We start from the raw sequence: 24,397 nt of genomic DNA on the forward strand, positions 1-24,397 counted from the left end.
GCTACTCACCAAATATCTTAACGGTCATAAAATTCTTGTTGGACCTGAACCGTAAGCAGTTACGTTCGTCCATATAATAATCCTTTACATCCTTTTCATCTACCGTGATTTTATTCACTTTAAATGGAAGACCAGCAACGGTATAATCGTACAATTCGTAATTCGGAGTATATAGTCCGGCTATACTTTGCTCAATACGCAATTGCTGAAGGTCGCCTTTAACACTAAACTTTTTCTCTGAATAAATATCCTGCTCGTAAGCAAAAGTATCCCCATGATCTTCATAGAAGAAGGAATTCACTTCATAGTCTGCATAGTAAATGCTCAGCTTTACTTCCTCAATATTTTTCTCACCTACATATTGCATCACCGGATACTCAGGAATCACTGAACCAGCACGGACAAACAATGGCATATGGTCTAAAGCAGCTTGAATCAGATGCTCACTTTCGCCTGTCAGAATCTCATGTGTCCAGAAGTTATACCATTTGCCTTTTGGAAGATACACCATACGGGAAGTGGCACCTTGTTCCAATACCGGACAAACCAGTATTTTATCCCCAAAAGTAAACTCATCCTGACGGTAGTGGTTGCCTACATTTTCCTGCTCCATCATTACCAATGGCCTTAATATAGGGAAACCATAACGATGGTGCTCCCAGAACACCGAATATAAATAAGGCATCAATTGATAACGCAATTCAATAAATGCCCTGTTGATACTGGTATAAGGCTCTCCGAAGCTCCATGGCTCACGCTCTGCTGTATCTCCTGCCGAATGCGCGCGCATAAAAGGAGAAAAAGTGCCCAGCTGAATCCAGCGGGTAAATAACTCTGCATCTGGTTCTCCACTGAATCCACCAATATCAGTTCCACAGAAAGGAACGCCGGAAACCGACATCCGCTGACATTGGATATTGCCCATTTTCAAATGCTCCCAGGTCGCTACATTATCGCCTGTCCACACACAACCATACCTTTGCATTCCGGAATATCCAGCTCTGGTAATGGTAAAAGGACGTTTATTCCGCATCAATTTCTTCAGTCCATCATAAGTAGAACGTACCATTTGCATCCCGTATACGTTATGCGCTTTACGATGTGAACCTCTGTAGCCATCAAAATTATGCCTTACATCATTCGGAAAGGTACCTGCGCCAAATACGGCAGGTTCATTCATATCATTCCAAACCCCCGCTACACCAATATCAACGAGTTCCTTATATAAATTGCCCCACCATTCCCTGACCACCGGATTGGTGAAATCAGGAAACTGACACCTGCCTGGCCATACATGGCCTTCCATAAAATAATCGTCGCTTCTTCTACAGAAATAATTGTGTTCTTTACCCTCTTTAAAAACCCAGTAGTTGTCATCCACTTTAATTCCCGGATCAATCATGACCACCGTCTTAAAGCCATCGTTGGCCAGCTCCCTGATCATTCTTTTGGGATCAGGGAAATAGTTTTTATTCCAGGTAAAACAGCGGTAACCATCCATATAATCGATATCCAGATAAATGGCATCACAAGGGATATTCCTGGAACGGAAACCATCCGCGATTTCTTTCACTTTCTTCTCCGGATAATAACTCCACCTACATTGGTGGTAACCTAGAGCCCATTTTGGAGGCATAGGATGAGTTCCTGTTAAGGTTTGATATCTTTTTACCACGTCCATCATATGTGGTCCATGGATGTAATAATATTGCAATTCACCACCATCAGCCCAAAAACTGGTCTTCTGCTGATTTTCCCTTCCAAAATCAAAATAAGAACGGAAAGTATTGTCGAAGAAAATACCGTAAGCTGCCTGCTGATTGATGCCGATGTAAAAAGGAATGGTTCGGTACAAAGGATCCTGATCCCATCCAAAAGAATAGGCATCAGTATTCCAGTTCTGGAAATGACGTCCCCTTAGGTTCATATTCCCCGATTTATCTCCTAATCCAAAGAAGTTTTCTTCCGCCTGACATTTCTTAGTCGCATACACATAATAACCGCCAAACTCAACATTCTCTTCCCAGTGCATTGGTGCATCATCCTCACTCATCACCATCTGGTTTTGATTTTCTACAAAGATGATATGAAAATCTGCTTTCCTCACCTTACAGGTAATGGTATTTGTGGAAATGGCATAGTAGTCCTCCAGCTCTGTCATTTTAAAAGTGGTCACTTTCTGATCTACAACAGGTACGGCATAAGAGAAATCATCCAGGAAAACACCATGAGGTGCCAGTCTTACTCTAATGATTTCATCGCTCACTACCCTTACTTCTACCCTTGCATCCCCATCAGAAAAGAAGAACTTATTTCCTTCTTTCTTCATCTTCTGCACCCCAGACAAATATTTTTTTACAATTGGTTTTAAATCGGTAACCGGATTATTTAAGTGTTGAATCGTTTCTTCAACAATTTCGGGAACTTTATCCTCCTCTTTTATTTCTTTCCCTTGTTCGTGTTGTTCTTCCATGAAAATCGTTTAAGTAATAGTAGCAGATTGATAGATCGTGTATTTTGTACAACTAAGGTTGTTAAAATTTACAGGAAAACCAAAGGATTATTCAGCTCTTTTAGATTGTAACTGAAAAGTTTAGCGCATAAAAAACCCCGGCATTTCTGCCAGGGTTTTTCCAATTTTAAAACTGAGAGCTATGGATTGAATACGTAAGACACATAATACAGCGCCCCAACTGAAGGGTTTCCGTAAGAAGTGAAATAGTATTTATTTAACACATTTGATCCACCTACTTTAATCATAGAGTTTACTGAAGGGATCTTCAGGTTCACCTGTGCATCAAGTGTACTGAATGAAGGTACTTGTCCTGAAGCAAATGAAGAGTTCCAGTAGAAATCACCTTGCCAGCGCCAGTTCAAATTGAAACCTATGTTTTTGATGATTTCTCTATTGCCAAAACCCAGGTTATAACGCCATTCCGGTGTATTGAAATCATTGATATAATCTTGTGGGAGTTTATCCAGTTTGTTATAGGAAACATTACCACTCAGGTTATACTTCCCAATTAAATAGTCCAAACCAAGGGCTCCTCCATATGTTTTCACTTCACCTTTAGCATTCACAGGAACACCAAATTTAGTGAAAGATCCATCTGCATTACCTTGATAAACATCAACAGCAGTAATGAAATCCTTATAAATGCTATAATAACCATAAACATCGATCAGGAACTTAGGACCCAATAAGCCTTTATAACCCAGCTCATAGGATTGTACACTCTCCGGACGAACGCCTTTAGTATCAAAATTATAATTCTGAAGCAAAGCCGGATTTGGTGCACCAGCCGAAGCTGAAGCTAAAAATGCACGGTAACTTACATCAGTAAATGGTTTATTCGTCAGCAAATTGTACTTAGCCAGACTTGATGGTAAACCACCAATCAAACGCTGAGATCCACCACCCACAGATAAATCTATGTATTGATTCTGGGTAGTAGGATTACGATAGCCTGTCTGATAAGATACACGAATGTTATTATTTGGTGCCACAGTGAATACACCGGTGATTCTTGGGGTAAACCTGCCATCAAAATTCGAGCTTTTATCATAACGTCCTGAAAACGTTAATTTCAACTTTTCATTGAACAATTTCTTACCCAATTGCGCAAAAGCACCATACTCATTGATGTCGATTTCTTTATTTAAATCGTCGAAAATAGTACCACCAGACCTCAATTGATACATACGGTAAGAAGTACCAACCTGCAATTCCACAACATTGTTCAGGGCATTAGAAAAGTTGTACATGCCCTCATAATGATACAAATTGGTTTTATCATTAAATTTCGCACCATAAGTACCCGATTTAAAATCTGTACTGGCAATCGTGGTATTCATGATCTTCTCTTTTGCAGCCTCAAACTCAGGAGAACCAGGTTGGAACCTCCCCTGATCAGCTGCCGCTCTTGCAGCTGCATGTGCTTGTTCATCAGTTCTACCTAAAGCCTTTGCGCCTACAAAATTACCTACATACTGAGGGAACCAGTCCGTAGATCTTTTAGAGGTCTCATTGATGTAACTACCCAATATAGAAGAAATATAAGAATCTCCGGAACGTTCCTGAGTCGTATAACCTCTTAAGAAGAAATCCTGACCTTTCAACTCCAGTTTATATTGTCCGATACTGAAATTACGCAGTGAATAACGGTCAGAACCGGTATAAACCGAGGTTCCTGTTCCCCAATTTGCCTGCGCAATTGCTTCAATTGTTGGTGAAAAACGGTAGTGTAGAGCTCCAGCAGCTTTTAACGATTGTGTTTTATAATCTACCAGATTCTGTTCTTCATATCCGGTTCTGGAAACCGCCTGATCTGGAAGTAAAGCAGGATTCGATAAACCTGCTACAAAAGGTCTGAACCTTGGATCAGTCCCCAGGAAGTTGTTTAACGCTGTTAAGCCTGCCGGATTAGCTTTAAATCCTGCAATTTGAGCGGGAGTAGGCGCAGTAGGTAAACCCAATGCTTGCTGAACAAATCCGGAAGTTCCGGCGTTTACTGCAGCCTGAGCCACATTTCTCATATTCTGACTCACCTCATCACCATACACGTTTATCCCGTCATAGTTTGGATCAGATTGTCTCGTTCCTTCTTTAAATTTGCGAGCAGCACGGTCAAAATCGCTGTAATTATTCGCATGCCAATCCTGTGCCTGAAGAAAAGAGAAGCTTCCTTTAAATGCAAACTTATTGTTCCAGGCCTTTGCCAGACGTACATCCAGCTGATTGAAGGGCTCTACCTTTGAAGTAGGATCGTTCACATGGTTGATCCCGCTTTTAAACTGGAAACTTGCACCCTGATAATCAAAAGGATTTTTAGAAGTGATCAACATGGTTCCACTGATCCCACCGGCACCATATAAGGCAGATGAAGCACCAGGCAATAACTCTACATTATCTACATCCAGATCATTGATCCCAACGATGTTACCCACAGAGAAATTCAGACCAGGTGCCTGATTGTCCATCCCATCCACAAACTGGTTGAAACGGGTATTTCCATTAGAGTTAAAACCCCGGGTATTGATCGATTTGAAAGTCAAACTTTGCGTACTCATCTCTACCCCTTTCAAATTCGTCAATGCATCATAAAATGACGGTGCTGCAACTTCTTTAATGGCTGTCGCACCCATTCTTTCAATAGAAACAGGAGATTCCAGAATCCGCTCAGGAGTTCTGGAAGCAGAGATCACCACCTCTTGCCCTAAAATTCCGATTTGCTCAAGCGCAGCATCCAGATTCGCCATGTTTCCTGTAATTTGTTTTTCTACCGGCGCATACCCCACATAAGAAATCACCAGAATAAAAGGTGCTTTCTGTGAAGTACTGAAATTGTACTTTCCATTAATGTCTGTTGCCGTGCCGGAGGTAGTGCCTTTAACCGTGATTCCAACACCTGGTATTGGTTCCTTAGTGTTCTTATCGGTAATTGTTCCACTAATGATCACATTTTGTGCTTGTGCAAATGCAACAGTGATACACAGCAGTAAAAACGTGAGGATCGTTTTTGTAAAAGTTTTGCTCATACTATCGAGAATTTATAGGTGGTTAATTTATCTTAAAATTAATACATTTTTTTAATTATCCAAACCCAATTTGGGCAATAATTTAATTGACGAAATCTAATTTTCATTTCAAATGAATTAAGTTTTATGTTAAATTGCAAAGGGATAAAAAATCTATTCCCTTTTTTTGATAAGATAAGCCGTACATTTAATTCAACCATGATGAATAAATTAAAAGCCCTGATTTGTGTAGTTATCCCTATACTACTGGCCTACGCCTTAAATACCAAGTTTGGCAATACACCTCCACTGCTGAAATTCCTCAACCCTTTTACCGGATTCTGGCAAAATGCTGAAAAAAATACAATCGCTTCCAAAACAAGCCTGGCCTTAAAAGGAACCCTGGATAATGTAGATATTGCGTTTGACGACCGCATGATCCCACATATCTTCGCAAAAAATGACCATGATGTTTATTATGCCCAGGGATATGTAACAGCCATGCATCGTTTATGGCAAATGGATTTCCAGACACGTTATGCCGCCGGACGATTATCAGAGGTTGTCGGCAAAAAAGCCATAGAACTCGACCGCTACCAACGCCGGATGGGTATGGTTTATGGCGCAGAAAAATCATTGGAAGGGATGATGGCAGATCCAAAATCTAAAGAAATGGTGCTGGCTTACACTGCTGGTATCAATGCTTACATTCATAGCCTCAATGCAGCAACACTTCCCCTAGAATACAAAATACTGAATTTTAAACCCGAAGACTGGACGCCACTGAAATGTGCGTTATTGTTAAAACAAATGTCGGCCGTCCTCGCCATGGGTTCCGACGAATTTTATATGACCAATATCAGGAAGAAATTCGGAACAGAAGTGGTAAAAGACCTCTTCCCGGATTATCCTTTCAAAGAAGATCCTATTATCCCTGTAGGCACAAAATGGGATTTCAAACCACTCCCAATCCCTACAGCGCCTACTTCATTCGCAGAAATGACGACCGCAAACATCAAAACACAAGAGAAAATCGAAGGAATCGGAAGCAATAACTGGGCGATTTCAGGAGAAAAAACACTTTCAGGATCGCCAATCCTCGCCAATGATCCACACCTTGATCTTACCCTACCCTCCATCTGGTACCAGATCCAATTGCATGCACCCGGCTTAAATGCCTACGGCGTATCCCTGCCGGGAGCACCGGGCATCATTATCGGATTCAACCAGAACATTGCCTGGGGCGTCACCAATGTAGCAGCAGATGTGCTTGATTTTTACCAGATCAAATTCAAAGACCAAAGTCATAAAAGCTATTGGTACAACAACAAATGGAACAATACCACCACCCGACTGGAAAATATTAAGATCCTTGGTGAAAAGACTGAAGTAGATACGGTATTCTATACCCATCATGGCCCTGTCGTATATCTGCAAAAACCAAAAGACTTCTCCAAAGCTGCAAATGTGCCCATTGGAAATGCACTACGTTGGATCGCTCATGAAAAATCCAACGAACTCAGAACCTTTTATCTCCTGAACAGAGGTAAAAATTACAACGATTACCGCAATGCCCTGACTTATTACACCGCACCAGCTCAGAATTTCGTTTTCGCTTCTGCTGATAACGACATTTCCATCACCGCAAATGGAAAGTATCCACTCAAATGGAAAGACCAGGGTAAATTTATTCTGGACGGTACAGACCCTAAAAGCGACTGGCAAGGCTGGATTCCTGCATCGCAAAACCCAACGGTAAAAAATCCGCCAAGAAATTTTGTGAGTTCTGCCAATCAATCCTCTACAGACCCCAGCTACCCTTATTACATCAATTGGGAGTTCAGTCCGTATGAACGTGGCAAAAGAATCAACGACCGCCTTACTGTCATGAAAAATGCAACTGCCGATAGCATCCGCCTCATGCAAACGGATTCCTACAGCATATTTGCACAAAATATTCTTCCCTATATCCTGCCACTTATCAACCAGCCTAAACTCAACGCCACCCAAAAAGAAGCCTTCAGAATTACCTCCGAATGGAATAAATATTATGGTGCAGAATCTGTTGGAGCCAGCATATTCGACCTTTGGACAAAAAGAATGATGTTCAACATCTGGAATGATGAATTTACAGTAGACTCCGTTCCAATGCGATTCCCTTCCAGAGACCGTACCGTTGAATTGATTCAAAAAGACCCAAACTCCAAATGGTTTGATAACATCAATACCCCGACCAAAGAAACCCTGAATGATATTGCAAATGAAGCTTTCAAATATGCTTGTGATAGTCTGGAAAGGAAATATGGTGCCATCAGCATGGATTGGGCCTGGGCAAATGTGAAACATAGCAATGTGCCACACCTGGCCAAAATTCCCGGTTTTGGCTCCAAAGTACTGATAACCGGTGGTGGAAAAATGACCATCAATGCCCTAAGTGAAAGTAATGGCCCTTCCTGGAGAATGGTCATCGAACTTGGTAAAAATCCTAAAGGACATGGCGTCTTTCCAGGCGGACAATCAGGCAATCCCGGAAGTCGCTTCTACGACAACATGATCGATACCTGGGCCAGTGGAAAATTGTACGACCTGTATTTCATGCAAACTCCTGAAGACCCTGCTGCTAAAATTATTGCTACTTTAAAAATAACCAAAAAATAAGCATATGGTATTTCTAATTATACTGATCGCCTCCTTCCTTTTACAAATGGTGCTCCCTTGGTGGGTCATCATTGTCATCTCTTTTGCAACCTGCGGATTGATCGGCAAAACTGCAAAAATATCCTTATGGGCGCCCTTCTTTGCGATTCTGCTACTCTGGACAGGCATGGCACTTTTCAAAAGCATTCCCAACGACCATATCCTGGCCAGTCGGATTGCCGAAATGATTGGTGTAAAAACCTGGTACCTGGTTCTGGCATTAACCGCTATCCTTGGTGCTTTTGCAGCAGGTGTAAGTGGTTTCTGTGGTTACCAGTTTAGAAAAGCACTCCTTATTAAAAATCAGGTCGCCAACTAAAGCTTTCTTTGTACTTTTACAGTGTGAAGGAATTAATCAATCAAATATTTTCTATCTCCAATAAGGAACAGTTTGAAAAAACCTGTCTGGAGGTGTTTCAACACCAGGCAGAAAACTGTCAGGTCTATAAAGACTATATGTCTCACCTTAAAGTAAAGCCCGCAGCAATCCGCGCTTCAAAAGACATCCCGTTTCTACCGATCAGCTTTTTCAAAACTCATGAAGTCCTGAGCAGCACTGCTCCGGTAGAAATTACTTTTAGCAGCTCTGGCACCACTGGAATGGTACAAAGTAAACACCTTGTCACCGACCTTTCTATCTACGACCAAAGCTTTAACCTGGCCTTCGAACAATTCTATGGAACAATAGAAAACACTTGCTTCCTGGCCCTCCTGCCTTCGTATCTGGAACGCGAAGGATCTTCCTTAATCTATATGGTAGATGCCTTGATCAGAGATAGCAAACACCCCGACAGTGGCTATTTCCTCCACAATCACGAAGAACTACATCAAAAATTAACACAATTAAAGTCCAGCGGACAAAAGACCATCTTAATTGGGGTCACCTATGCGCTGCTCGATTTTATAGAAAAATATCAGATCAATTTTCCGGAACTGGTGGTCATGGAAACTGGTGGCATGAAAGGTAAAAGAAAAGAAATGGTGCGCGAAGAACTCCACCAGATCCTACAGGATAGATTTGGCGTAAACAGTATCCATAGTGAATATGGCATGACGGAACTCCTCGGACAAGCATACTCCCAGGGACTGGGTATTTTCAATTGCCCGCCATGGATGAAAATCTATCTGCGTGATACCAATGATCCCCTAAGCCTGATCAGCAATAATAGTGGCGGAATCAATGTCATTGATTTATCCAATCTCAATTCCTGTGCTTTTATCGCTACTCAGGATTTAGGAAAACTATTTCCTGATGGATCTTTTGAAGTCTTAGGCCGCTTTGACAATGCAGATATCAGAGGATGTAACCTGCTCGTTCAATAGTAGAGATTCCTATCAATCAGGACATTCACATAAAAAAAGACCGGCCTTATTAGGACCGGTCTTTTTCATTTATATTTTTTTCCTTATTTCGCGCTCAATAAGAAATAGTTTTTCTTTCCTTTTTGAACAATAATAAACTGATCATTCAAAAGATGTTCTGATCCAATCATTGCTGCTGCATCCTTCAATTTCTCTCTGTTTACAGATACACCACCACCTTGAATCAATTTCTTCGCTTCACCTTTCGAAGCAAAAACTGCCGATTTCTCTGCCAGTAAAGTCGCGGCATCTATTCCTGCCATCAAGGCTTCTTTTGAAATCTCAAACTGAGGAATACCTTCAAAAATCTCTAATACCTGTTCCTCATTTAAAGTCCTAAAGAACTCCAATGATCCATTGCCAAATAAAAACTCTGAAGTTTTAATCGCAGTTTCCAAAGCTTCCGGAGAATGCGTTCTCAGCGTAATGTCCTCCGCCAATGCTTTCTGCAAAATGCGCAAATGTGGCGCTGCATCATGCTCCACTTCTAAAGCCTCAATGTCTTCCTGTGTTTTCAAAGTGAAGATTCTGATCCATTTTTTAGTATCATCATCAGATGCATTCAACCAGAACTGGTAGAATTTGTATGGAGAAGTTTTCTCCGGTGCCAACCAAACTGCACCACTCTCCGTTTTACCAAATTTAGTGCCGTCTGCTTTTTTAATCAGCTTGGTGGTAACCGCAAAGGCAGTCCCCGAATCTTTACGTCTGATCAATTCTGTACCGGTCACGATATTTCCCCACTGATCTGATCCACCCATCTGTACCAGACAGTTGTGATGTTTCCATAAGTAGTAAAAATCGAAACCCTGAATCAACTGGTAGCAAAACTCGGTAAATGACAAACCTGAATCACCTTCAAGACGTCTCTTCACACTATCTTTTGCCATCATATAGTTCACAGTAATATGCTTTCCTACATCCCTGATAAAAGTGAAAAGATTCATGTCCTTAAACCAGTCATTGTTGTTCACCATGACTGCACCATTTCCAGCTTCCTCAAAATTCAGAAATTTAGACAGTTGCTTTCTCATTCCTGCAAGGTTATGCTCTACCATATCCTCAGTCTGCAGGTTACGCTCATCAGATTTACCTGAAGGATCACCAACCATTCCCGTTGCTCCGCCTACCAAAGCATAAGGCTTATGTCCGGCACGTTGAAAATGAATTAAAGTCATGATCTGAGTCAGATGGCCCACATGCAGAGAGTCTGCTGTTGGATCAAAACCGATATAACCCGATGTCATTCCTTCATTTAATTTTTCTTCAGTACCAGGCATTATATCCTGCAACATGCCTCTCCAGCGTAACTCTTCAATGAAATTGGTCATTATGTATCTCCTTAGTTTGCCGCAAATATAAGACAAAAACCAAACAAAAATCGTTACTTTTAAAGCCATGAACTTTCTTTCCCACTATTATTTTGAACGACACAATACCGACGAAAATATTGTAATAGGCGTTATTTTGCCCGATCTGGTGAAAAATGCACAGAAAGAAAGTAACCTCTATCCACAGAAAGAAAAACATTTATTTTTAAAGGATCCTCATCAGCAATCGCTGTTAAAAGGATGGGAAAGGCACCTGGAAGTAGACCGGATTTTCCATAATTCCGACTTTTTCAAAGTTCAAACCAATGCCTTAAAACAACTGATCTTACCTGCCTGTGAAAATAGCCCTGTAAAACCTTTTTTTCTGGCCCACATTGGTATTGAACTGGTGCTGGATCACATTCTGACCCAAAAAGGCATGGTCAATATCGATATCTTTTACCAGCACCTGATCAAATCCGATAAAGAAGCCATTGAAGCTTTTCTGAAAAACTGTGGTGTAACTGATACCAGTGTATTCCTCAAATTCCTGGAAAACTTTATCAACAGCCGCTACCTCTTCAGCTATCAGAAAATAGAAAACATCTCTTACGCACTCAACAGGATCTGTATGCGTATCTGGCCAAAACCTTTCAGCGAAGCACAGACAGAAATGCTCAGCGAAAAGCTCATCATTTACCGCGATGCAATGGAACCAGAGTACATGGAGATTTTCAACACCATCGAGAGCATTCTGCCCCCTTTATAATCTGAGTTTTTCTATCTTTGTCTTATGCCACTTATGGAGATAAAAGACAAAATGGAAGCCTTGGTTAAGGAGCTTAACCAACATAGTTACAATTATTATGTATTGGCAATGCCTACCATTGCAGATTACGAGTTCGATAAAAAATTAGCCGAACTGGAACAACTTGAAAAAGCACATCCGGAATTCGCTGATCCTAATTCACCTACCCAAAAAGTTGGCGGAGACATCACCAAATCTTTCAAAACGGTAAACCACCGCTGGCCAATGCTTTCTTTAGGGAATACCTATAACGAACAAGACCTCCGCGATTTCGACGAACGTGTCAGAAAAGCAATTGGAGATCAGTTTGAATATGTATGCGAACTGAAATTCGATGGTCTTTCCATTAGCTTAACCTACGAAAACAATAAACTGGTTCGTGCAGTTACCCGTGGTGATGGAACCAAAGGTGATGATGTCACTACCAATATCAAAACCATCAACAATATTCCCCATCAGTTAAAAAACGAAACTGTTCCCCCTCTATTTGAAATCAGGGGAGAGATATTTATGCACCGTGCAGCCTTCGACCGCCTCAATAGAGAACGCGAAGAGCTTGGGGAGGTACAATATGCCAACCCTAGAAATTTTGCTGCAGGAACCGTTAAAATGCAGGATTCCAAAGAAGTGGCCAGACGACCATTAGACTGTTTCCTGTATTCACTGAATACCGATAAAAACTATTTTAAAACCCATTGGGAAAGCTTACAAAGCTTAAAAGAATGGGGCTTTAACGTCTGCGAACATACCATACTGAGCAGCAGTATCGAAGGTGTGCTGGACTTTATCCATAAATGGGAAGATCAACGTTTCAAACTTTCCTACGATATTGATGGGATTGTCATCAAAGTAAACAGTTATGCACAACAGCAGGAATTGGGCTTTACCGCCAAATCTCCGCGCTGGGCCATCTCTTATAAATACAAGGCACAGGAAGTAGAAACCATTCTGGAAAAAGTCAGTTACCAGGTGGGAAGAACCGGTGCGGTTACCCCTGTAGCCAATTTAAAACCGGTGCAACTGGCAGGTACCACTGTAAAAAGAGCCACCTTACACAATGCCAATGAAATCGAAAGATTAGACCTACACGAAGGAGATACGGTATTTGTAGAAAAAGGCGGAGAGATCATTCCTAAAATCATCAATGTCAATCTGGAAAAACGTAAACCAGGTGCCTTGAAAATACATTACCTGACCGAATGCCCGGAATGCAATACCCCTTTGATCAGAAAAGAAGGAGAAGTGGCTTTCTATTGCCCGAATGATGAAGCCTGTCCGCCGCAAATCGTAGGAAAAATCCAGCATTTCATTAGCCGCAAGGCCATGAATATCGACGGATTAGGTGATGAAACCATTGAAACCTTTTACCAGCGTGGATTAGTTGCACACATCAGCGATCTATATACGCTCCACCAAAGATCCGAAGACCTCAAAACACTGGAACGTTTTGGAGAACGCTCCATTGAAAACATGCTGAAAGGAATTGAAAACTCGAAACAGATGCCTTTTGAGAAAGTACTTTTCGGATTGGGAATCCGTTATGTGGGTGAAACCGTTGCCCGTAAATTGGCAGTAGGCACCAAGCATATCGATAAATTAATGACTGCAACTGTAGAAGAGCTGACTGCAATTGATGAAATCGGACAAAGAATCGCAGAAAGTATCATAGAATACTTCGCAAAACCAGAACATATTCAGCAAATCGAGCTGTTAAAGTCATACGGACTGCAGTTTGAAGTGGTAGAAAAAGAAATTACACTGCAAAGTGACAAATTAACTGGAAAAACATTCGTAATTTCGGGAGTTTTTGACAATTACAGTAGAGAAGAACTCAAAGAGATAATAGAAAGCAATGGTGGTAAGATCCTAAGCGGTATTTCCGCTAAACTCAACTACCTTGTCGCGGGTGATAACATGGGACCTTCCAAATTGGAAAAGGCGAATAAATTGAATGTCCCCCTGATTTCACAGGATGACCTATTAGCGTTATTGAAGTAAATAAAAAAGATGAACAAATTTCACGGAACGGGTGTGGCATTGGTCACCCCATTTAATGCAGACGGAACAGTGGATTATCCAGGCCTTAAAAACCTGATCAATCACCTGGTTGAAGGAAAAGTAGAATACCTGGTATCATTAGGTACAACAGGAGAAGCATCAACACTGAATAAGAGCGACAAGAAGAAGATCTGGGAATTTACTGCTGAAATTAACAATGGCCGCTTACCACTGGTAGCTGGTATCGGCGGAAACGATACTGCTGAACTTGTTCAAAGTATAAAAGAATTCGAAGTGAATGGTTATGATGCAATTTTATCAGCCAGTCCTTATTATAATAAGCCAAGTCAGGAAGGCATTTACCAACATTATAAAGCAATAGCGGAAGCAAGCGCATTACCATTATTCCTTTACAATGTCCCAGGTCGTACGGGCAGCAATGTCAGCCCTGAAACCACCTGCCGCTTAGCCAATGATTTCAAAAATATCATTGGAACCAAAGAGGCTTCTGGAAGTTTCGACCAGTTCAACCAAATCCTTCGCGATAAGCCTGCCGATTTTATGTTGATCTCTGGCGATGATCCGGTAGCCATGCCAATGATTGCATTGGGTGCAGTTGGGGTGATTTCTGTAGTAGGAAATGCCTTGCCTAAACAATTGTCTGATATGATCAGATTGTGCTTAAATGGTGATTTCAAAACAGCAGCACCTTTACACCTGGACTTAATTGAGTTCACCAGACTGATCTTCGCAGAAGGTAATCCTGGCGGCGTAAAAGCAGCATTGAAACATTTAGGCGTATGTGATGACTATGTGCGTTTGCCATTGGTACAGGTTACTGAAAACCTACGCAAAGCCATTATTGCAGAAACCAATAGAATTTCGGCATAATACCTACACCTTATTCCATAAAAAAAGCGTCCCGGTTGCCTGGACGCTTTTTTTTTGAATCAAAAAGCTTATTTAGCCTCTTTGTTTTTAGTTTCCTGAACTTCCAGACGGATCGCCTGAGCTAAGTTCTTAAGATCCTGCATACCTTTACGAACACGTGTTCCTGCGGCGCTATTAGCTTTGTTGTAGAATTTGTCCGCATCTGCTTCTAAAGCAGCAACAAGTTCTTTTGCTTCCTGAAATTTTTTCATCGTTAATTTACTCCTTTTTAGTTTTTAATGGTTTGATTGATACTCTATTACTAAAGTAAGATGTTTATTCTAATAAAAAAAGATTTTCAGACAATAAATAAAGGGCTTTTGAAAACTATATTTTCAAGGGCAAAAAAAAGACTGCCTTTAAAAGCAGTCTTCTTTAAAATCATTTGAAATGAACTAAGCCATAGAGAACTGATTCTCTTTGTAATAACCAGTTTTCAATTTCTCAGACACCTCGCTAAAAGCGTCTAAAGTACGTTGTACGTCCTCCATAGTGTGAACAGCAGTTGGGATCAACCTAAGCTCAATAAGTCCTTTAGGGATCACCGGATACACTACAATCGAGCAAAAGATACCGTAGTTCTCACGTAAATCCATTGTCAATGCTGTAGCTTCCAGTAACTCGCCTTTTAAGAATACAGGAGTCACCATCGTATTAGTAATCCCCAAATCAAAACCACGTTCTCTTAAACCTTTCTGTAGGCTGGTTGCGATCAACCAAAGACGCTCTCTTAACTCCGGATTATTTTTTAACAACTCTAATCTTTTCAATAAACCAATCACCATTGGCATCGGTAAAGCCTTCGCGAAAGTCTGCGAACGCATATTGTAACGGAAATAGTTGGTCAGTTCTTCTGTAGAAGCCACGAAAGCACCAATACCTGCCATTGATTTTGCGAAAGTACCGAAGTACACATCTACGCCATCAATACAACCTTGTTCTTCGTGAGTACCCGCACCTGTTGGGCCCATCGTACCGAAACCATGTGCATCGTCAATTAATAAACGGAAGCTGAATTCTTTTTTCAGTTCAATCAGTTCCTTCAATTTACCCTGAGCACCTGACATTCCAAATACACCTTCAGTGATCAAAAGAATACCACCACCAGTTTGTTCCGTCAGTTTGGTAGCACGTTCCAATTGCTTGCGCGCGCTTTCAATATCATTGTGTTGGTAAACAAAGCGTTTACCCATGTGTAAACGTAAACCATCAATAATGCAGGCATGAGATTCCGCATCGTAAACGATCACGTCATTTCTATCTACTAAACAGTCGATGATAGACACCATTCCCTGGTAACCGAAGTTCAATAGAAACGCATCTTCTTTCCCTACAAATTCTGCCAGCTCTTTTTCCATTTGCTCATGGTACTTAGAGTTTCCTGACATCATTCTTGCACCCATTGGGTAAGCCATACCAAAGTCTGTCGCTCCCTGCTGATCCGCTGCCCTTACTTCCGGGTGATTGGCCAATCCTAAATAGTTGTTTAAACTCCAAACTAAATGCTCTTTGCCGCGAAAATTCATGTGAGGTGCGATAGCCCCTTCTAATTTAGGAAAAGAGAAATATCCATGTGACCATTTCTGGTGCTGACCAATCGGTCCCATGCGTTTTGCTACTTTATCAAAAATATCCAATGTGTATTTATTTAAATGTGATGTATCTTATTTTTTGCAAATTTAAGGTTAATCTGCTTCAATAGCAATTTTACCTGGCTGCGCTTTAAGCCGCTAGCCCTCCCCACACGATTATTATGCCAAAAAAGCCTTAACAATAAAATTGCTAAGGCTTTTTCAAATATTTAAACCGATGGGTTAATCAACGTTATCGTGTAAGAATGAGTTATTAGGTCTGATCTCTGTTGAACCTTCTTCATCATTACTCAGTGTAAATCTGGAAACCTGAGACTCTGAAGAATGCTGAACCTGTTCCAACTGCATTTGCTTACGTTTATAAGCAGGCTCGTTTTCCAGTTCCTGTAAACCATTGCTGGTCCTTAGTTTCATACTCAGGTCTTTTAACCTTAAAATCCTTTCTTTGGATTTTCTCAACTGATCTTCGATAGAGTCATCACTCTTATCATCATCAGCTCCTGGTGCTGCCATTTCCTCAGGCTGAGCTTCCACATTGTTATGGAACACCGCTTCTGGTTTTTCAAAGGTGAAATCAGTTTCCGCCACCTTCACTTCAAATTCAAAAGAAGGATCATTTTGCGTTTCCGCAACCGGAGCCTCTTCTTCCACCAAAGTATGTCTGACGATGCCATTGTGATCTGGCTCCTGATAAGCTCTTTTATTGTTGCCGTATAAATCACCAAAAAGATCAGACTGCTTAAGGTCTTCTTTAGTTTTCATAACCGGCTCATTTGAATAGGCTTCCGGTCTTGGCGCGATAAAAGAATTCACTGCTTCTACCGGCTTCACCAGCGGTGCTTCCTCAGGCGTAAGCAAAGAAACTTTTCTTACATTTTTTTTTTCTTCATCACGTTGCTCTGTAGTCTGGAATCCAGTGGCAATAATCGTTACCGATAATTTATCCTCCAGGTTCTCATCAATACAGTTACCCCAGATCAGGTCCGCAGAAAGTCCCGCTTTATCCTGAATATAGTCTGTGATGATCGTCACCTCATCCATCGTTACTTCACGTAATCCTGAACTGATATTTAATAAAATATATCTGGCGCCTTCAATTTCGTTATCTTTTAACAATGGAGAAGCCAAAGCGCCTTCCACTGCATTTAATGCTCTGTTCTCACCATCACAAGCGAAACTACCCATGATCGAAACCCCACTGTCCTTCATCACCGTACGCACATCTTTAAAATCCACGTTGATGTATCCAGGTACAGTAATGATCTCTGCAATACCCTTCGCTGCGGTAGTTAAGATATCATCTGCCTGTGCAAAAGCAGAACCCAAAGTCAGGTTACCGAAAATTTCCCTTAAGCGGTCGTTCGAGATCACCAGATAAGAGTCTACATATTTTTTCAGTTCATCCAAACCATCATTGGCCTGCATCTTACGTCTTTTACCCTCAAAGGCAAATGGCGTAGTCACAATAGCAACAGTTAATATATCCAATTCTTTTGCGGCCTTAGCAATGATCGGACTGGCACCTGTTCCGGTACCACCGCCCATTCCGGCAGTAATAAACAACATCTTAGTGGTATTTCCCAGCATTTGTTTGATGTCATCTATATTCTCTATAGCAGAGTTCTTTCCTACCTCAGGGATAGAGCCTGCACCCATTCCCTCTGTTAAGCTAGCACCCAATTGTACCTTGTTAGGGATAGGACTAAACTCCAATGCCTGCGCATCTGTATTACAAATAATAAAGTCTACTCCAGTAATTCCCTGACGGTACATATGGTTTACCGCATTACCACCACCGCCACCAACACCAATTACCTTGATGATTGATGACTTATCTTTTAACATTTCGAACTGCATATCTTTATGAATCAGTTGTTTAAAAATTCGTTTTTCCTGTTCATCTACCAACGTAATAATACCATTTTTTAACAGGGCTTTTATTAATCTGTTTGGAATGTGGAAAAATCGCTAATTGTGGATAAGTATTTATGATTTAATATAATCTTCGTCACTTACGTTCATATCGTCCTTTACGAAGTCTTTCGCCTTTGCCAATAGCTTATCGAAGAGCCCACCGCCAGAATTTTTATTTTTGTCTTTAGGATCTTTAGGCTTCTCTACATACACTCCTGGTTGCTTCATTTCTTCGATCAGCTCCTCTGCTTTTTGAATTCCTTTGATCAGCAAACCCACACTGGTGGCATACATCGGACTTTTCAAATCGTCATAAATCGTCTTTGGCATGTCTTCATATTTCGACAAATGCTCATTTGGATAACCTACGCGGCAGTCTAAACCAGTCACATATTCGACCAATTGAGAAAGGTGTTTCAGCAAGGCACCCCCACCAGTGATGACCACACCACCGATTAGTTTTTTCTCATATCCGGACGACTTAATCTCATAATAAACATGCTCAATGATTTCTTCCATACGGGCCTGGATCACATAAGCTAGGTTTTTTACAGAAATCTCTTTTGGCTCTCTTCCACGAAGTCCGGGAACACAAATGATTTCATTTTCTTTGTTCTCTTCAGCCAGGGCAGAACCGAAACGGGTCTTCAACAATTCAGCCTGATTTCTCATCACAGAACATCCTTCACGAATATCTTCCGTTACACTGTTCCCCCCAAACGGGATCACTGCAGTATGGCGGATGATGCCTTCATGAAAAATAGCAATATCGGTTGTACCACCACCAATATCCACTAAAGCAATACCAGCTTCCTTCTCTTCGTCGCTCAACACCGACTCTGAAGAAGCAAGAGGCTCTAATATTAATTCCTGAGTTTGTAACCCGGCATTGGTTACGCATCTCATAATGTTTTTAACTGCAGTTACCTGTCCGGAGATGATGTGGAAGTTCGCTTCTAAACGTACCCCTGCCATCCCGATCGGGTCTTTCACCCCAGGCTCATTATCGATAGTAAATTCTTGTGGCAGGACATGAATAATTTCTTCTCCTGGGGGCATCACCAGTTTGAACATATCATCGATTAATTTGTCGATATCCTTTTTACCAATTTCATTATTCAGCTCTCTCCTGGTCAAAATGCCACGGTGCTGCAAACTCTTGATATGCTGACCAGCGATACCAACGTTCACCACGCGGATTTCTACATTCGATTGACCGCTGGCAACTTCCACTGCCTGTGCGATTCCCTGAACTGTTTTTTGGATGTTGGAAACCACACCACGGGTTACCCCGGCAGATTCCGCTTTTCCAATGCCCAATACCTCTATTTTCTTATGCTGAGTGCGCCGACCAACGATCACGCAAATTTTTGTAGTACCAATATCCAATCCTACGACGATTGGAGACTGCACGATAGATTTTTCTTTGCCCATAACTATATCGATTTGCTGAGTTATATTCTTGTTGTTTTTCTGGTATCTGTATTCTTATTTCTTTTCTGCTGCCTTTGCAGGCTTTTTAGCAGGTGTTTTTTTCTCTGTTGTTGCTGTCTTTTTAACTGCAGTCGCTGCTGCTTTTGGCTTGTTCTCCGCCTTTTTAGCCGGAGCTTTTACCGCTGCCTTAACTGGCTTTTTCACTTCCGGCTTCTTTACCGCAGTTGCTTTAACAACTGGCTTTGTCGTCGGAGGCTTAAGTGGCTCTACGCTTCCATCCGGGACATCCGGATCTTCAGCATCGTTCTTCATTTCCTTGGCAATCTCCTGCATCACCGATGCACTGAGCAGACCTCTGGTCGCTTTCGAGCTGTCCGAAACCCTAGGGCGCTTTAGCCCATTCACAATCTGCGAGTCAGGCTGGTTCTTTTCGCAAACCACCTGGTTCGTATATTTGATGTTGATCGTTTTATAAGTATCCCATCCCACTTTCGGCATGGCTTGTTTATAAAACGCCAGAAGATTTCTCATTTTCACCTGCAAGGAATCAGCAGAACCCAGCAAGATGCGCTGGTTACCTACTCTTGGGATCAACTCAATATCCATTTTATCATCTACGAACAATTGCTCGATTTGTGCATCCCACAAAGTATCTCTTTTGATGAACAATGCGGTCTCGTACAAATCTGCTGCCAATTTGGTGATCAAAGTATCTACTCTGCCACTAAAACGCTCCATGATATTTCCATTAGCCACCAAAACGTTGGCCGTAAAGTTTGGAGACACCGGCATTTTCAGACCATCGCGGTCTATGTAATAGTCCTGTCCACCCGCATTAATCACCCTTAAAATAGGCTGACGCTGCGTAATTTCAATATGAATCACCCCATCCATGTCGGCGTACACAATGGCACGGCCAATGTATGGATTGGAAATGAGCTTTTTCTCGATCGCCTGCAAGTTGACATTTTCCAACCTCTGACCGATTAAAGTGCCCTGACTATGCTTTAAAACCGCATCAATCTCTTCCCGCTCGATAAAATTATCTGCTCCCGGGATTAATATTTTGACATTCGTAATGGTCACCGTATCCTTCTTCATGCTGATGAAACTCATCAGCACAACCACTCCACACAGGCAAAAAATCCATGCAAAGCATCTGAATACAAATTTCCAATTGATGTCTTTAAACATTAGTAAAATTGGTTTTTAAAGGTTGTATTAAGGTATCAATATCTCCGGCACCTACGGTAATCAGCAGCTCCGGATTTTTACTTTTAACACGCTCCAGCACAAGGTCTTTCGCGCAAATTTCTTTATTCTTTAAAGTGATTTTATCCAGTAAAAATCTGGAGTTTACCCCCTCAATCGGCAATTCCCTGGCTGGATAAATCTCCAATAAAATCAGGTCATCTACCGTGCTCAGCACCTCTGCAAAGCCATCGGCAAAATCGCGTGTGCGACTGAACAAATGGGGCTGAAAAATCACTGTCATTTTCTTCTCCGGATACAATTGTCTAACCGCATGAAAACATGCTTTTAATTCTTCCGGATGGTGTGCATAATCGTCAATATAAATGTGCTGATCTGTCTGAACAATATATTCAAACCTTCTCTTCACTCCTTTAAAACTGGCAATAGCGCCCTTTATTTTATCCGCATCAATGCCCAGCTTTAAGGCCACTGCAATTGCCGCTACTGCATTTTCAACATTATGTTTTCCAGGCAACATCAACTCCACATCATTGATCTTCAGATCCCCGTCCTGATAATCAAAAACAAACTTAGATCCGGCTACGCGAATGTTGTCGCCTTTAATGGAGGAAGACAATCCTGCACTATAGCTCAGGCCATTTTCCAAAGGCAAACCTGCCTTTACGAACAAGGTACCCTCAGGCTTCAATTGGCCTGCAAACAAACGGAAAGATTCTTCCAGGTGACTCGCATCCCCATAGATGTCCAGATGATCTGCATCCATAGAAGTGATCACTGCCAGATCCGGATGTAAGGTCAGGAAGGAACGGTCGTACTCATCCGCTTCCACCACCACTACATGGTTGGTCCCCAATATAAAGTTGCTGTCATAGTTACTGGCAATACCGCCCAAAAAGGCAGTACATCCAAAACCCGTATCCGTCAACACATGTGCAATGATCGAAGAAGTGGTCGTTTTACCATGAGTACCTGCAACAGCAATACAAAACTGCCCTTCGCTAATGATCCCCAGCACCTCCGACCGTTTCTTTAAAACAAAGCCCTGCTCCTGGAAATAATGCATCAAGGCACTATGCTTCGGAATGGCAGGCGTATACACCACTAAGGTATATTCATCCTTATTCAGGAACTCTACAGGTAAAGTAAATACTTCATCCACATAAGAGATCTGAATCCCTTCATCTTCTAAAACTTTTGTCAGGTTAGTCCTGGTCTTATCGTATCCACAAACCTCGCAACCTCTGCTTTTGAAGTAACGGGCAAGCGCACTCATACCGATTCCACCGATCCCAACAAAATAAATTCTTTTAATCTTATCTAACTTCACTTAGACCTCCTTTCCCTGCTAAATTTAACACCTCTTCTGCGATGATGTTATCCGCATCAGGCAAAGCCATTTTTCCTATATTTTCGGAAAGCAGTTTACAGCGTTCCTTATCTTTTAATAAATTCAAAGCCTCAGCTACCAATGTATCCTCTGCAGAACGATCGGCAATTAAAAGCGCGGCATGGTGTTTCACCAATGCCATTGCATTTTTTGTCTGGTGGTCTTCTGCCACGTTTGGCGAAGGCACCAGGATCACCGGTTTTTTAATCAGACACAACTCTGCAATCGTACCTGCACCTGCTCTCGAAATGATCAGATCGGCCGCAGCATAAGCCATGTCCATTTTATTCAGGAATTCCAGAATACACACGTTAGGATGGTAATTCAGACCTAAGCGATCCACAATTCCTTTGTAATAATATTTACCCGTCTGCCAGATCACCTGAACATCCTGAGCAATTAAATCTGGCAAATGCTTCTCAATACTTTTGTTTAATGTCCCGGCACCTAAGCTACCACCCGTCACCAGAATGGTTTTCTTTAAAGGATCCAGTTTCAACAACTCTGCTCCGGCATGGTGTTTATGTGCGATGTCTACCACATCTTTCCTTACGGGATTACCTGTTTTCAGGATATTTTGCGCAGGGAAAAACTGATCCATCTCATCAAAAGCCACACATACTTTCGAAGCTTTTTTCCCTAACCATTTATTGGTTACCCCTGCATAGGAATTTTGCTCCTGAATCAGGTAAGGAATATTTTTTAATGATGCAGCAAATAGAATTGGTCCGGAGGCATAACCACCTACACCTACGACTACATCAGGTTTAAAATCAGCAATTAACTGCAAGGCTTTACGCATGCTTCCTAGCATTTTAAATGGCAAACTTAAATTTTTAACGATCGAGCCTCTTTGTATACCGCTGATGTTTAAACCTATGATCTTATATCCGGCAGCTGGAACTTTTTCCATTTCCATTCTGCCTGTTGCGCCGACAAATAAAATCTCACAGCCCGGCTCCATGCGTTTTAAAGCATTCGCTATCGATATGGCAGGAAATATATGTCCGCCAGTACCGCCACCTGAAATAATTACTCTCGTTGCTCTCTTCATCTTCTTTTAATCTATTGCAGGGATCTCACCTACGACTACTTTTTTATTGCTGTTTTTCTCTTCCACATCCCTGCTCACACTCAGGATGATCCCAAAAGCGATACTGGTAAAAATCATGGAAGTACCCCCCATACTCACCAATGGCAAAGGAACCCCGGTAACGGGACCTAAACCTACGGCTACGGCCATGTTCGCAAAAGCCTGAATCGTTAAGCTAAAGCTCAATCCCGCAGCCAGTAAAGCACCGAAGGCCTTGGGACTCTGCGTGACAATCCGGACACATCGGTAGAGCAGTACCAGGTATAGCACAATCACCGTCATTGCTCCTAATAAACCATATTCTTCTACGATAATCGCGAAGATAAAATCCGAATACGGGTGTGGTAAAAAGTTTCTTTGTGTGCTGTTTCCGGGACCTTTTCCAAAAACACCACCAGTTGCCAATGCAATTTTAGACTGATCGGCCTGATAAGTTTTATCCGAATTCTGTTTCTCCGGATGTAAAAATGAGTTTACCCTGGATTTGTAGGTTCCGGCCCTTGGACCTAAAAACACGATGAACAACAACAACACCGCACCACCTGCACAAACAATGGAAATCTGTTTGATGGAGATCCTGCCTATGATCAGCAATAAAATACTTACGCCAAACAACATAATTGCCGTTGATAAATTCGCCCAGGCAATCAATGCAAAAACCACACAAACGGAACCCATAATCGGGACGAAAGCTTCCTTTACATCTTTAATATTCTCCTGTTTCTTGGTCAGCATTCTCGCCAAAAAAGTAATCAGGGCCAGTTTCGCCAAATCGGAAGTCTGGAAAGTCAGGCCAATCACGGGAATCTTTACCCAGCGGGAAGCATCATTGATGTTCGCACCAAACACCGCTGTATAGAACAACAATGGGATGGTAATGATCATCAATACCTTAGAAATCCCCGCATAATATTTATAGTCCAGTAAATGCGCAATATAAATCATGCCTATACCCATGATCACGAAAATCAGGTGCTTCGTCAATAAAACCTTTTCAACGGTTTTATTCACTTTATAGGCATACGTTCCCGTTGCACTATACACGGTAAGTATAGAGATCAGCGACAACAGGATGATGATCAGCCATATCCAGCGATCTCCTTTTGTCTTGTCTAATATCTGATTAATTGCGATCATAAC

At 41.7% G+C, this 24,397-nt stretch carries 17 protein-coding genes; 6 read left to right on the forward strand and 11 right to left on the reverse strand.

The genetic code is table 11. The features are described 5' to 3' along the window. Position 1: 1 nt before the first annotated feature. A complete protein-coding gene (locus R2Q94_RS11070) occupies positions 2–2,473 on the reverse strand; it encodes a glycoside hydrolase family 31 protein (protein ID WP_316821524.1) in 2,472 nt (823 codons plus the stop codon). Between the two features lie 179 nt (positions 2,474–2,652). Beyond that, on the reverse strand, positions 2,653–5,538 hold the full coding sequence (locus R2Q94_RS11075) for a TonB-dependent receptor (protein ID WP_316821525.1): 2,886 nt from the start codon (positions 5,536–5,538) through the stop codon (positions 2,653–2,655). A 198-nt stretch (positions 5,539–5,736) separates the two neighbouring features. On the opposite strand from R2Q94_RS11075, the gene R2Q94_RS11080 reads away from it, so the two are divergent. The 3 genes from R2Q94_RS11080 to R2Q94_RS11090 are packed head-to-tail and all read left to right on the forward strand — an operon-like array spanning position 5,737 to position 9,537. Beyond that, positions 5,737–8,175, forward strand: a complete 2,439-nt coding sequence (locus R2Q94_RS11080) for a penicillin acylase family protein (RefSeq protein ID WP_316821526.1) — start codon at positions 5,737–5,739, stop codon at positions 8,173–8,175. Positions 8,176–8,179: 4 nt separating this feature from the next. Continuing rightward, on the forward strand, positions 8,180–8,533 hold the full coding sequence (locus R2Q94_RS11085) for a hypothetical protein (protein ID WP_316821527.1): 354 nt from the start codon (positions 8,180–8,182) through the stop codon (positions 8,531–8,533). 23 nt (positions 8,534–8,556) lie between these two features. Then, the gene (locus R2Q94_RS11090; protein ID WP_316821528.1) at positions 8,557–9,537 is read left to right on the forward strand and encodes an acyl transferase; all 981 of its coding nucleotides are present in this window, start codon (positions 8,557–8,559) and stop codon (positions 9,535–9,537) included. Positions 9,538–9,620: 83 nt separating this feature from the next. Here R2Q94_RS11090 and tyrS read toward each other — a convergent pair whose 3' ends face one another. Further along, positions 9,621–10,907, reverse strand: coding sequence for a tyrosine--tRNA ligase (tyrS, locus tag R2Q94_RS11095; RefSeq protein ID WP_316821529.1), 1,287 nt, complete (start codon positions 10,905–10,907; stop codon positions 9,621–9,623). Positions 10,908–10,974: 67 nt separating this feature from the next. Between tyrS and R2Q94_RS11100 the strand changes: the two genes are divergently transcribed. From R2Q94_RS11100 to dapA, 3 genes are read left to right on the forward strand one after another with little or no spacing between them, the layout of a single operon-like run. Beyond that, on the forward strand, positions 10,975–11,655 hold the full coding sequence (locus R2Q94_RS11100) for a hypothetical protein (RefSeq protein WP_316821530.1): 681 nt from the start codon (positions 10,975–10,977) through the stop codon (positions 11,653–11,655). Between the two features lie 24 nt (positions 11,656–11,679). Further along, positions 11,680–13,692 (forward strand): NAD-dependent DNA ligase LigA, encoded by a 2,013-nt coding sequence (gene ligA / locus R2Q94_RS11105; protein WP_316821531.1) that lies wholly within the window; start codon positions 11,680–11,682, stop codon positions 13,690–13,692. A gap of 9 nt (positions 13,693–13,701) precedes the next feature. Beyond that, positions 13,702–14,583 carry a 4-hydroxy-tetrahydrodipicolinate synthase gene (gene dapA / locus R2Q94_RS11110; RefSeq protein ID WP_316821532.1) on the forward strand — a complete coding sequence of 294 codons (882 nt, stop codon included), beginning with the start codon at positions 13,702–13,704 and terminating at the stop codon, positions 14,581–14,583. Between the two features lie 68 nt (positions 14,584–14,651). On the opposite strand, the gene R2Q94_RS11115 is transcribed toward dapA, so the two are convergent. The 8 genes from R2Q94_RS11115 to R2Q94_RS11150 form a co-directional block, all read right to left on the reverse strand. Continuing rightward, complete coding sequence (locus R2Q94_RS11115; protein WP_316821533.1) at positions 14,652–14,834, reverse strand: histone H1; 183 nt, start codon at positions 14,832–14,834, stop codon at positions 14,652–14,654. Between the two features lie 183 nt (positions 14,835–15,017). Next, positions 15,018–16,259 (reverse strand): aminotransferase class I/II-fold pyridoxal phosphate-dependent enzyme, encoded by a 1,242-nt coding sequence (locus R2Q94_RS11120; protein ID WP_316821534.1) that lies wholly within the window; start codon positions 16,257–16,259, stop codon positions 15,018–15,020. A gap of 177 nt (positions 16,260–16,436) precedes the next feature. Continuing rightward, entirely contained in the window at positions 16,437–18,071 is a 1,635-nt protein-coding gene (gene ftsZ, locus R2Q94_RS11125) for a cell division protein FtsZ (RefSeq protein WP_316821725.1), read from the reverse strand. Between the two features lie 129 nt (positions 18,072–18,200). Beyond that, on the reverse strand, positions 18,201–19,562 hold the full coding sequence (gene ftsA / locus R2Q94_RS11130) for a cell division protein FtsA (RefSeq protein ID WP_062547105.1): 1,362 nt from the start codon (positions 19,560–19,562) through the stop codon (positions 18,201–18,203). Positions 19,563–19,616: 54 nt separating this feature from the next. Next, entirely contained in the window at positions 19,617–20,756 is a 1,140-nt protein-coding gene (locus R2Q94_RS11135; RefSeq protein ID WP_316821535.1) for a cell division protein FtsQ, read from the reverse strand. Beyond that, complete coding sequence (murC, locus tag R2Q94_RS11140; protein WP_316821536.1) at positions 20,749–22,104, reverse strand: UDP-N-acetylmuramate--L-alanine ligase; 1,356 nt, start codon at positions 22,102–22,104, stop codon at positions 20,749–20,751. The genes R2Q94_RS11135 and murC overlap by 8 nt, the downstream gene beginning before the upstream one ends. Further along, positions 22,091–23,218, reverse strand: a complete 1,128-nt coding sequence (murG, locus tag R2Q94_RS11145; RefSeq protein ID WP_316821537.1) for an undecaprenyldiphospho-muramoylpentapeptide beta-N-acetylglucosaminyltransferase — start codon at positions 23,216–23,218, stop codon at positions 22,091–22,093. Before murG ends, murC begins: the two co-directional genes overlap by 14 nt. Positions 23,219–23,224: 6 nt before the next feature. Then, positions 23,225–24,394 (reverse strand): FtsW/RodA/SpoVE family cell cycle protein, encoded by a 1,170-nt coding sequence (locus R2Q94_RS11150; protein WP_316821538.1) that lies wholly within the window; start codon positions 24,392–24,394, stop codon positions 23,225–23,227. Positions 24,395–24,397: the final 3 nt, after the last annotated feature.

It is taken from the genome of Pedobacter gandavensis, assembly GCF_032678465.1.
Classification (GTDB): Bacteria; Bacteroidota; Bacteroidia; order Sphingobacteriales; family Sphingobacteriaceae; genus Pedobacter; species Pedobacter gandavensis_B.

What these genes read in the sequence shown, in the direction of transcription:
- ligA (WP_316821531.1), top strand. Translation starts at nt 11,680, where the DNA reads ATGCCACTTATGGAGATAAAAGACAAAATGGAAGCCTTGGTTAAGGAG.
- ftsZ (WP_316821725.1), bottom strand. Translation starts at nt 18,071, where the DNA reads ATGCAGTTCGAAATGTTAAAAGATAAGTCATCAATCATCAAGGTAATT.
- R2Q94_RS11075 (WP_316821525.1), bottom strand. Translation starts at nt 5,538, where the DNA reads ATGAGCAAAACTTTTACAAAAACGATCCTCACGTTTTTACTGCTGTGT.
- R2Q94_RS11150 (WP_316821538.1), bottom strand. Translation starts at nt 24,394, where the DNA reads ATGATCGCAATTAATCAGATATTAGACAAGACAAAAGGAGATCGCTGG.
- R2Q94_RS11080 (WP_316821526.1), top strand. Translation starts at nt 5,737, where the DNA reads ATGATGAATAAATTAAAAGCCCTGATTTGTGTAGTTATCCCTATACTA.
- R2Q94_RS11115 (WP_316821533.1), bottom strand. Translation starts at nt 14,834, where the DNA reads ATGAAAAAATTTCAGGAAGCAAAAGAACTTGTTGCTGCTTTAGAAGCA.
- murG (WP_316821537.1), bottom strand. Translation starts at nt 23,218, where the DNA reads ATGAAGAGAGCAACGAGAGTAATTATTTCAGGTGGCGGTACTGGCGGA.
- ftsA (WP_062547105.1), bottom strand. Translation starts at nt 19,562, where the DNA reads ATGGGCAAAGAAAAATCTATCGTGCAGTCTCCAATCGTCGTAGGATTG.
- tyrS (WP_316821529.1), bottom strand. Translation starts at nt 10,907, where the DNA reads ATGACCAATTTCATTGAAGAGTTACGCTGGAGAGGCATGTTGCAGGAT.
- R2Q94_RS11135 (WP_316821535.1), bottom strand. Translation starts at nt 20,756, where the DNA reads ATGTTTAAAGACATCAATTGGAAATTTGTATTCAGATGCTTTGCATGG.
- R2Q94_RS11070 (WP_316821524.1), bottom strand. Translation starts at nt 2,473, where the DNA reads ATGGAAGAACAACACGAACAAGGGAAAGAAATAAAAGAGGAGGATAAA.
- R2Q94_RS11085 (WP_316821527.1), top strand. Translation starts at nt 8,180, where the DNA reads ATGGTATTTCTAATTATACTGATCGCCTCCTTCCTTTTACAAATGGTG.
- dapA (WP_316821532.1), top strand. Translation starts at nt 13,702, where the DNA reads ATGAACAAATTTCACGGAACGGGTGTGGCATTGGTCACCCCATTTAAT.
- R2Q94_RS11100 (WP_316821530.1), top strand. Translation starts at nt 10,975, where the DNA reads ATGAACTTTCTTTCCCACTATTATTTTGAACGACACAATACCGACGAA.